Source organism: Mucilaginibacter sp. P5_A4 (genome assembly GCF_056400605.1).
Genome location: NZ_JBFUKX010000088.1, coordinates 1 through 10,062, shown reverse-complemented (window position 1 = coordinate 10,062; position 10,062 = coordinate 1). Strand labels below are relative to the sequence as shown.

The 10,062-nt window shown below is 39.5% G+C and carries 8 protein-coding genes; 6 read left to right on the top strand and 2 right to left on the bottom strand.

Features of this window, described 5'->3' with window-relative positions:
• Positions 1–75: 75 nt before the first annotated feature.
• The 5 genes from AC1DQW_RS26875 to AC1DQW_RS26855 all read left to right on the top strand — a co-directional run bounded on the left by AC1DQW_RS26875 (position 76) and on the right by AC1DQW_RS26855 (position 7,936).
• The gene (locus tag AC1DQW_RS26875) at positions 76–4,206 is read left to right on the top strand and encodes a PKD domain-containing protein (protein ID WP_477456871.1); all 4,131 of its coding nucleotides are present in this window, start codon (positions 76–78) and stop codon (positions 4,204–4,206) included.
• Between the two features lie 3 nt (positions 4,207–4,209).
• Positions 4,210–5,247, top strand: coding sequence for a PorP/SprF family type IX secretion system membrane protein (locus AC1DQW_RS26870; RefSeq protein ID WP_477456870.1), 1,038 nt, complete (start codon positions 4,210–4,212; stop codon positions 5,245–5,247).
• 39 nt (positions 5,248–5,286) lie between these two features.
• Entirely contained in the window at positions 5,287–5,733 is a 447-nt protein-coding gene (locus tag AC1DQW_RS26865; RefSeq protein WP_477456869.1) for a hypothetical protein, read from the top strand.
• 221 nt (positions 5,734–5,954) lie between these two features.
• Positions 5,955–6,587, top strand: a complete 633-nt coding sequence (locus tag AC1DQW_RS26860) for an RNA polymerase sigma factor (RefSeq protein WP_477456868.1) — start codon at positions 5,955–5,957, stop codon at positions 6,585–6,587.
• Entirely contained in the window at positions 6,584–7,936 is a 1,353-nt protein-coding gene (locus AC1DQW_RS26855; RefSeq protein WP_477456867.1) for a hypothetical protein, read from the top strand. Before AC1DQW_RS26860 ends, AC1DQW_RS26855 begins: the two co-directional genes overlap by 4 nt.
• Positions 7,937–7,959: 23 nt before the next feature.
• On the opposite strand, the gene AC1DQW_RS26850 is transcribed toward AC1DQW_RS26855, so the two are convergent.
• Together AC1DQW_RS26850 and AC1DQW_RS26845 are read right to left on the bottom strand one after the other, a co-directional pair.
• Positions 7,960–8,556: a 2OG-Fe(II) oxygenase gene (locus AC1DQW_RS26850; protein ID WP_477456866.1), complete on the bottom strand. Its 597-nt coding sequence runs from the start codon at positions 8,554–8,556 to the stop codon at positions 7,960–7,962.
• 72 nt (positions 8,557–8,628) lie between these two features.
• The gene (locus AC1DQW_RS26845) at positions 8,629–9,291 is read right to left on the bottom strand and encodes an NAD-dependent epimerase/dehydratase family protein (RefSeq protein WP_477456865.1); all 663 of its coding nucleotides are present in this window, start codon (positions 9,289–9,291) and stop codon (positions 8,629–8,631) included.
• Between the two features lie 156 nt (positions 9,292–9,447).
• On the opposite strand from AC1DQW_RS26845, the gene AC1DQW_RS26840 reads away from it, so the two are divergent.
• On the top strand, positions 9,448–10,062 hold a 615-nt coding region (locus tag AC1DQW_RS26840), incomplete at its 3' end, for a glycosyltransferase family 2 protein (protein ID WP_477456864.1).

Sequence of the window (10,062 nt, the reverse complement as noted above, 5' to 3'; positions counted from 1 at the left end):
AAATTTTTGTTGATATTTGCTACATTGCTTCGGTTTATTAAACTTTAAGCAATTAAACACCGTAAAAAGGACCGGATGGATAAAATATTTACTAAAAATTTATTTTTTTTAGCCTTATTTAATATAATTTCGTTTAACTCTTTCGCACAAACTATCACTATCGGTAATGTCGATGCTGGTCCATATGCTCCCGGATCAACCATAAGTGTACCTATTCAGGCAAGTGGTAACTGTATTGATGCAAGCAATACTTTTAATCTTTACCTTTCCAGCGCAAGCGGCAGTTTCGCATCGCAGAAACTAATAGGCAAATCAACGGGTAACTATGCAACATTTGTCAACGGAACCATCCCGGCGGGTACGGTGGCTGGTTCAGGTTATTTAGTTAGGGTTGTTGCAACAAGCCCTGCCGTTACAAGTTCTGCTTCTACAGCTATTTCTATAATTGCGGGCACTGGTGTTACAGCAGCTTTAAATTCTCAATCTATTGATGCTAATTTTCCGGAAGTATTTGGATCATGCTCCGGCGCCAATTCTTCACCTTACAATTTTATAAATACATCAACTACCGGTGCTACTGTTACCGCAAGCTTTTATAACGAGCTTTCGCAAACAACAGAAGGGGCTGCTAACCAGGATTTTACCAATAATGGTAGCTTTACGGCTAAAGCATCAAACTATACCATTAGTGTTAAAGCCGTAAAGGGCGGAACGATAGGTACTTATACGTATGCTTTAATTAATAATATAGTTAATAATAGTTTTGGTGTTGAAGGAAGTACTACAGCTTGTTTGGGTAGTGGGGCTACCAATATAACGTATGATATTGATCCTACCGTAATAAAGAATAACTATCCTGGTTTACTATACAACGTTACGTGGGGCGATGGCACACCATCAATTTCCTATACTTATTGCCAGTTAATAGCGGCTGGCGGAAAGGTTTCGCATCAGTATACTAAAGCCTCATGCGGAAATGTGGTAAAAGGGCAAAATAATTCATTTGAGGTAAAACTTCAGTTAATCAGCCCGTTTTGCGGTAATGTTGGAACGCCGGTTGCCAGTTATGCCAAAGTGATAAGTCCGCCCATTAACATTCCGCTTATACCCGTTGCAGGTTGTATAAACACATCTATCCAATTTCTCAACAATTCGTTTCCTGGCGATGATCCCAACAGTACATCAGCAAGCTGTACAAATACAAAGGCGCGTTATACGTGGCTTGTTGATGGTGTAACCAAAGCCGTGAATTATAAATTATCCGATCCCTTTTTATATACCTTCACTACAACGGGCACACATAAAGTAACCCTGCAGTTACAAAGCAATACCGGCTCATGTGCAGTTGCAGATGTTACGCAGGATATTTGTATCCAGGAACCGCCGGTGCCCAAATTTTCGGTACTGGTTAACTCGGGTTGTATTCCATTTATGCTTACCCCGGTTAATACTTCCAAAATTGATTCAAACTGTAATACTACCAACAAATATGTTTGGACGGTTTCCGGTCCGGCTCCGGTGAGTTATGCTAACGGAACAAATGCAAGTAGTAAGGCGCCGCAGTTTTTATTTAACAAAACAGGTGTTTACCAGGTAAAACTGGCTATTTCAACCATAAGCTGCGGATTGATCCAGGATCCCGATATTCAAACTATTGTGGTTAATGACGTACCGGTAGCCAAGTTATCAAAGGACACTATATTTTGTGGTACCAATACTACCCTTAAGTTTGATAATAAAACCAATAGTGCAACCCAAACTACTTTATCGGGCTCATCTCAAAGTACCCCGGCAACCTATAAGTGGAAGGTCACCGGCGGTAATTATACCTTTATTAATAGTACGGCCGATACTTCAAAATATCCGGTAATTAATTTTACCGATTATGCAAAATATACCGTTACAGTAACAAACACAAACAATTGTGGTTCGCCTGCCACAGATAGTCAGCAAATAGAATTTATACAGGCGCCAACGGTTACGGCCGGTATCTATCCCGCTGTGTGTGCTGGTTCGCCTATCAGTYTAAACGGCACATCTAATAATACGCAGATTAAAATGCAATGGGCAGGCGGAACCGGTACCTTCACTAATAAAAATTCAGCTCAGACAGTTTATACCCCATCTGCCCAGGAAATAAAAGCCGGTAAGGTAATACTGGTTTTTGAGGGTATAACCAAGTTGGCAGCACCTTGCGATACTATAAAAGACCCAACTACCATTATTATAAACAGTCCTGATTCTATAACAAGTAAGCCAATAAAAACCACCTGTTCCGGTGTGGCGCTCAATTATACCATTACTGCTGTTAAACCGGCTACAACATTTACATGGGTTGTGGATGCTTCAAAAACAACTCCGGGTGCATCTGGTTATACAACAAATGGCAGCGGCAGTTTAATTAATGATATCCTGACAAACAGCGATGTTAATGCCAATGCAACAGTTACCTATAATATTACATCAACCAATTCGGGTTGTGCAGGCGCTGTATTTGTACTTACGGTAACTATCCCCCCTGCTATTTCTACCCCATCGTTCACTAAAGATAAAAGTACGGCCTGCGGTAACCTGGATGTTAAGTTTACCAATACATCAAAACCTGCAAACGGTACTTTTTTATGGAATTTTGGTGATGGCTCAACGGATACAGGCACTAACCCCACACATACTTTTTTGGCCAAAACAGATGGCAGGGATACGGTTTACCATATAAGCTTAAGTATAGTAAGTGATTGTAACGTTGCTCCCCCCTACCTTGATTCGGTAAAGATCAGTCCGGCAAAGCCAAATGCCAGGTTAATTCCAGATAGAGTTGAGGGTTGCTCACCTTTTTTAGTGACAGGTAAAAATACATCACCCGGAAAAAATTTACAATACACGTACTACCTGTATGATGGTTCACTTGAATTAGAATCAAAGGTATACACAGATAAAAGTGACTTTAAATTTGATACTCCGCTGAACACAACGCGTACCAAACAGTACACCATATTTATGGTTGCCCAGGATTATTGCGGCAATACCGATACAACCCTAAAACGCACCATTACTGTTTCGGCTCCCACAATTACTCCAGATATGTTTTTCCTGGATAACAAAAACAGTGGTTGTGCCCCTTTAAATGTAACTTTTGTAAATAATTCATCAGGCGGCGATACATTTTATTATACCATTTATGATGATAATGGAGCCGTAGTTACCAACACTACTGCCGGTACCAACAATTTACCCTATGTATTTACTACCCCCGGATTATTTTATGTAACCATTACAGCATCAAGTAAATGTACTTCGGGTGTCGAATCCTCTAAATCAACCAACAGGGTTATGGTTTATGATATTCCAAAAGCAGACTTTACAGCATCTGTTACAACGGGTTGTAAAAATGCTACTGTTACATTTACCAACACTACCTATGCCGACCCTAATACACAACCCGTTGCATTATCTTATACCTGGGATTATGGCGACGGTTCTACTGCGACAGGTTTTACTCCCCCGCCTCATACTTATAGCTATAATAAATCTCCTTTTACGGTTAAACTTGTTGCTACCAATCCTTTAACCGGCTGCACAGATAGTTTAATAAAAGCAAATTATATAAACGTGACTGCTCCTCCGGGAACCCAATTTACCGCCAAACCCGATACTATAACCAGCATACCAAATTATCAGTTCCAGTTTGTTGATTTAACCACTGGTGCGCCGGTTCACTGGTTGTGGGATTTTGGAGACGGTTCTACAAGCAGTCAAACCAACCCGTCACATACTTACGCTGATACCGGTAAATACAAGGTACAATTGATAACCAGCACAGCAGATTTTTGCGATAGCAATATGGTTCATTATGTGCGTATAACCGGCATACCCGGCGAACTGTATTTACCAAATGCCTTTATGCCAACCAGCGGCACTACAGAGTTGAGGAAATTTAGCGGAAAAGGATCGGGAATTAAACAATGGCACCTTCAAGTGTTTAACGGCTTTGGGCAGCTGCTATGGGAAACCAATAAATTAACAGATCCTAAAGGAACCCCGGTTGATGGCGATGGTTGGGATGGTACTTTTAAAGGTATGCCGGTACAGCAAGGAGTTTATATATGGCAGGCCTCGGCAACATTTATAAATGGCAGCGAATGGAAAGGCATGTCATATAATAATTCACTGCCCAAACGAACAGGTTCAATTCATTTAATAAGATAGTTAATGCATAGTTTGTATAGGAGATTTATTTTATTGATTATGATACTCATGTGTGTTTCATTATCTTATGCCCAGGATCACATGTATTCGCAGTTTTTCAATTCTCCAGTATATCTTAACCCAGCATTGAACGGGCAGTTTCAGGGCGATCTGCGTATGAATCTTATCTATCGTAATCAATATACTTCGGTACCCGGAGGATTCAATTACCTTACAGCATCGGTTGATTATAATATCCCTCAATTTGGTGGTGGTATAGGCCTTATATTTACACGGGGCAATGAGGGTACAGCCGCACTGATTAAAAATAACATAGCCGGCATTTATTCATATAGTGTTGGATCAGATGACTTTGTTTTATCATTTGGTTTACAAGCCGGAATTACCAATCGTACTGTTAACTGGGGTAAATTGGTATTTAGCGATCAGATAGATCCAAGATTGGGATATATCCCCGGTTTAGGAACAAGTGCGGAACCCCCGGTTTTTGATAACAGGTTTTATTTTGATGCCGGAGCTGGTGTAAACCTGGCTTTAAGTGATTTTAATATAGGTGGCGCCCTGCAGCATATTAATCGCCCCAATGAATCTTTCACCGGAACACCGGCAAAATTGCCTATGCGAGGTACCGCGCATATAAGCTATCGCTGGGATTTAAATCGGGATGAGAACCTTGATGACGACGAAAAATCATTCTTTATTCCTTCGGTAGTTTTTTACAAACAATCAACTGCACAATCAATAAATGTAGGCCTACAGTATAAGCGGCACAATCTCAATGCCGGGTTGTGGGTTCGTACCAGTGGTTCAGGTGGCCCCACAGCCATTACATTTTCGCTCATTTTTGATATTTTTATGAGTAAAGAAGGTGGAGAAAAGTTTCGATTTGGTGTAAGTCATGATGCCCCCGTTTCGGGCGTTAACTATAGTAATACAAGTGGAACCACAGAAGGAAGCGTGGGTTATGAAACTACCCTCCCCTCGCGAACCGATACTTATCACAAATTTGCCGGCGCCAGGCGTTGTTTTGATTTTTATTGATGTTTTTTTTATACATTTAGCATCATTTAACTTAAGTTGATGGAGAGGATCTATCCTAAAGTAATGCCTGAGCAATCTTATCTCATCGGCAAGCAGCATAAAAAGAAAACGGCTATTGCCGGTGGATGGATGTTGGGAGCTTTTGGCGTTATTTTTATGGCGATAATAATAAAATTTGCTACTTCGGGCGGCTCATCGTCTACTTTATCTTTCAGGACATTTCCAACCGGCGATGATGCCTATCAGATAGCCAAAGAATACGTTAGCCCAACGGTAAAAGAAAAAAATATTGTATTTGCTGAAGACCGTTATCAGTTTGCCAAAAAATCTGATTCGGTATTTGTTATTAGATCTTACGTTACCTCGATTGATGAAAATGGAGGAAAGACTAAAACCAATTTTCAAATCACTTTAAAATATAATGGTGGCCCAAAAGCCGTTCAGGAAAACTGGACAATGGTTGATATGAGAGAAAATCATGACTGATTCAGCGGGGCATTAATTATCCATATGCCAAAGCAAATTAGTTTCAGCGGTTTGCTGCTTGTTGCATTGCCTTGTTTTCTATATATTTAAATATAAAAACAAGGTTTCACTATTAGATTCAAAAACCACTGAAAAAAAGTAAACATCATGGCAACCTTTAGTTGCTTAATATCGTGTTAACTGCAGATAAGGAAAATTAAAATAAGGTAGAAGCCCGCTATATGGGAGAAGCAGAACTACAAGAGTTGATTGCAGGCTGTTTACAGCATAACCGAAAGGACCAAAAGATGCTTTATAAAGCATTTTATGGCTTTGCTATGAGTATATGCTTGCGCTATGCCGGTAATAGGTATGAAGCTTCTGAAATTATGAACCAGGGTTTTTTAAAGGTGTTCACCAACCTGCAGAAATATGATACAGGTCGGCCTTTCATTGCGTGGGTTGGCCGCATTATGATGAATACCTCGGTTGATTATTACAGAAGTAACCTGAAGCTTTCACTTAACGATGATCTGGATGCTGCTGAAGATATAGGGCATAATGATCTACCCGACCAGAAATTGAATTACGACGACCTTATCGGGATGATACAGCAGCTGCCAAATGCCTACCGTACTGTGTTTAACCTTTTTGCTATTGAAGGGTTTTCGCACGAGGAAATAGCAACACAACTGGGTATTAGTACAGGTACATCAAAATCAAACCTGTTTAAAGCCAGGGAAAAATTAAAAAATATGGTCATCAATTCCAGACGGCTTCCGGAAGCAAATTCCGGCGACTCACAACATAACATTGTTGCAATAGGTGCAATAAGCATAAGCATGTCTGTATTGATTGAATTAATAATAAAATGAAAAAGAAAAGCGAAAATAAATTGGATCAATTATTCAAAGACGGGATATCCGGCTCTGAAGATCATATTGCTTTTCGTGAGGAGGATTGGGAGTCAATGGAACAGTTGCTGGATGGTAAATCCAATAAAAAGGCAATACTGTTCCGTATAATTTATTACGCATCGGGCATTGCAGCATTGTTGTTGCTTGCTATCGGCTTATACCTTTATAATAAAGAAAAAACAGATCCAACGAATACGAATTTACAGAGCAAGAACACTAAAAATCAACCCAAAAAGGATAACGGTCAAAATGATCATCCGGTTAAAACACCTGCCGCTAAGCTACAACCTCAACAAGAAAGTTTAGGAAGTAATAGTACACAAAACCAAACGCCATTGCCATTAACTATCCCTGCTAAAGGACGTAAACACCCGTATTCTGATATAATACCATTTAAAGGTTATGATAGTTTGCCAATGGATACTGTTGCTGCCAGGGCTAATAACCTGATGGCTGGTAAAACATTAAAAGATACTATAAAAGATAAGGCTGTTAATTTGGCAACTAACAATGCCCTGGCAAACAACAAAACGCAAACAACAAATACAGCTGCGGTTGATACCGTTTTAGAAAAAAATAAAATTGCATCGGCAAATAATGGCGTAAAAAATAATAAGGCTATACCTGATACAATAACCCAAAAGGCTGCTGCCAAGGAAGCAAAAAAACAAATGGCATCAGTTAAAGCCTCTGCGGTGAGGAACCGGCCGCAATTTTCTATCAGCGTATTGGCTGCATCTGATGCTAATGCGGTTAACTCATTTAATCACAGCCAAACCGGTACTAATTATGGCATACAATTTTCGGTACGTTTAACCAGGAAACTGATTATAAGTACTGGTGCTGCTTATGCAATTAAGCCATATTCAAGCAGCAGTGGAAGTTATAATTCATCATCTTATAATCCATCAATAACGCCAACCAATATCCAGGCAAATTGTAAGGTTCTTGATATTCCTTTAAATATAAGTTATCAACTATATTCAAAAGGGAACAATGCCATAGCTTTGGGTACTGGATTATCCTCGTACTTTATGTTGAAGGAAAATTACAGGTTTGATTATTCGGCCGAAAGTGGGTGGAAACCTTACAACCTGGAGTTTAAAAATCAAAATAAGCACTTGTTTAGCGTTATTAATATTAATGCCAATTATCAGCGAAGGATAAATTCAAAATTCAGCCTGGTTGTTCAGCCGTATATGAAGCTGCCGGTTACCGGCATTGGTAATGGCCGGGTTGATCTTAAATCAACAGGTGTTGCGGTTGGTGTAAACTGGAATATAGGTTCGGCAAACGGGATTAAATAATCCCGTTTATTATTTAACTAAATTTAATGATCTACTTTTAGCCAGCCTGTTATACTCATCCTTGGTTTCTGCGTACATAAAACTTCATGTAAAAGTTCGCTGCTTTTAAAAAATACCGTTCTTCCATTTTCGGGGTTGATGGTTTGTTTGGTATTGTTTTGATGGATGCACAGCTCTCCCCCATCAGCGGCCTCCCATTCCGTATTTAAATACATGATCATGGAATATTTACGGCTATCGTTATTCTGAAACTGATCGAGATGCTTTTTGTAAAAAGAGCCTTTTTCGTATAATGTGTAATGAAATTCGTAGCTGGTAATGCCGGTATAGCAGGTTTGATTTAAGTAACTCACAAAACCATCCATCAGGTCAAAAAAATCATTTTCACAAGCTGTATCGTGTTTGCGATCGAGCCAGTAAATACTATCGCCACGTACTAATTGATTATTAACTACAACATGCTCGTTACCAATACCTGCAGAAAGGAGTTTGTTTTGCTGAAAAAGAGATATTAGATTTTGCTTCAGATCGGCAGCAAGTACATCACTTAAAAAATGGTCGGCAATACCAACATTATCATCTATATAGCTATCTATAAGGCAATTAAAGGGATCTTTCAATAAATGATGGGTTAGTATGCAACAAGTAAATACGGTTGTTGCTAAAGATAGCCTTTTAAAACGATTACTGTTTTACTTTGYCAATGCAATTATATCTTTTCCCTCTATTACTTTTTTAACAAATGGCTGATTAACAACATGTATCATGGCAGTGGCCAGCTCCCTCAGCGTGCAAAATCCATTTGGGTAAAGCGAACGGCCAATAGGGAACAGCCAGTTTATATATTTGTAAAAGCTGTGGGCGTTTGATAAACCTTCTGTTGGTTTAATAAAGCCGGGGCGAAACGCGTAAACCTGTTGAAATGCCAATTTCATCAGGTCATTTTCGGTTTTACCTTTTACTGCAGCCCAGCCTTTACCTTTTTCCATACTATCGGTACCAGCTCCGGATATATAGCAAAAAGTCATATCTGGATTTAATTTCACCAATGTTTCGGCCATATGCATGGTAAGTGTATACGTAAGCTTATAATATTCATCAGCCTTTTTGCCAACAGAGGTTACACCAAGACAAAAGAAACAGGCGTTATATCCGGCAAGCTTATCGCGGATAGCCGACAGGTCAAAGAAATCGGCATGGATGATTTCCTTTAATTTGGGATGAGAAACGCCCGATGCTTTCCTGTTAATTACCAAAACCTGTTCAACATCAGGGTTTTGCAAACACTCATGCATCACCCCCTCGCCTACCATCCCTGTTGCGCCGGTAACAATTGCTTTTATTCCTGTTTTCATAATGTAAAAGTATCCATATAATGATGTACTGAGATGGCTTAACAGGTATTAACCGAAATAAGTTTTTCCATTATGGGCAACCCTTTGTACTAAATCAACGATATAATAATAGATACCTGTTGCTTGATTTGCAGGTACAGCTAAAACTTTAATCTAATGGTACCAATTTCTGTTGTTATTATCACCAAAAACGAGGCCGAGATGCTTGCCAAAAGTATCCCCATGCTAAAGCAGATAACCGACGATATTATTATAATAGATAATGGCAGTACCGACGGTACAATAGCAATAGCTGCCCAAAACGGATGCCGGGTTTATAAAGAAACCTGGGATGGCTATGGTGCTAATAAAAACAAAGGAATTCATTTGGCGGTTAACAATTGGATATTGAGTATTGATGCCGACGAAATACCGGATGATGCACTTTTAAGATCAATAGCAGCATTAAAATTTGAGGATGAGAAGGTAGTTTACGATATTAACTACAAAGCTTATTATGGTAATAAGCTCGTCCGCTTTGGTAATTGGGGACGGGATCATCATATCCGCCTTTTTAACCGTACCCAGGTAAAATGGACTGAACCGCCTGTGCACGAAACTTTGATTCTCCCCAAAAAGGCTATCGTAAAAAAATTGACCGGGCACCTGCACCACTATTCCGTTAAAAATGCGCAGGAGCACAAAGCAAAAACAATTCATTATGCGCAGCTAAGTGCCATTAAATATTTAAAGTGTGGAAAAAAAGCATCTTTTGTAAAGCTGAACCTTGCG

What these genes read in the sequence shown, in the direction of transcription:
- AC1DQW_RS26870 (WP_477456870.1), top strand. Translation starts at nt 4,210, where the DNA reads ATGCATAGTTTGTATAGGAGATTTATTTTATTGATTATGATACTCATG.
- AC1DQW_RS26865 (WP_477456869.1), top strand. Translation starts at nt 5,287, where the DNA reads ATGGAGAGGATCTATCCTAAAGTAATGCCTGAGCAATCTTATCTCATC.
- AC1DQW_RS26860 (WP_477456868.1), top strand. Translation starts at nt 5,955, where the DNA reads ATGGGAGAAGCAGAACTACAAGAGTTGATTGCAGGCTGTTTACAGCAT.
- AC1DQW_RS26855 (WP_477456867.1), top strand. Translation starts at nt 6,584, where the DNA reads ATGAAAAAGAAAAGCGAAAATAAATTGGATCAATTATTCAAAGACGGG.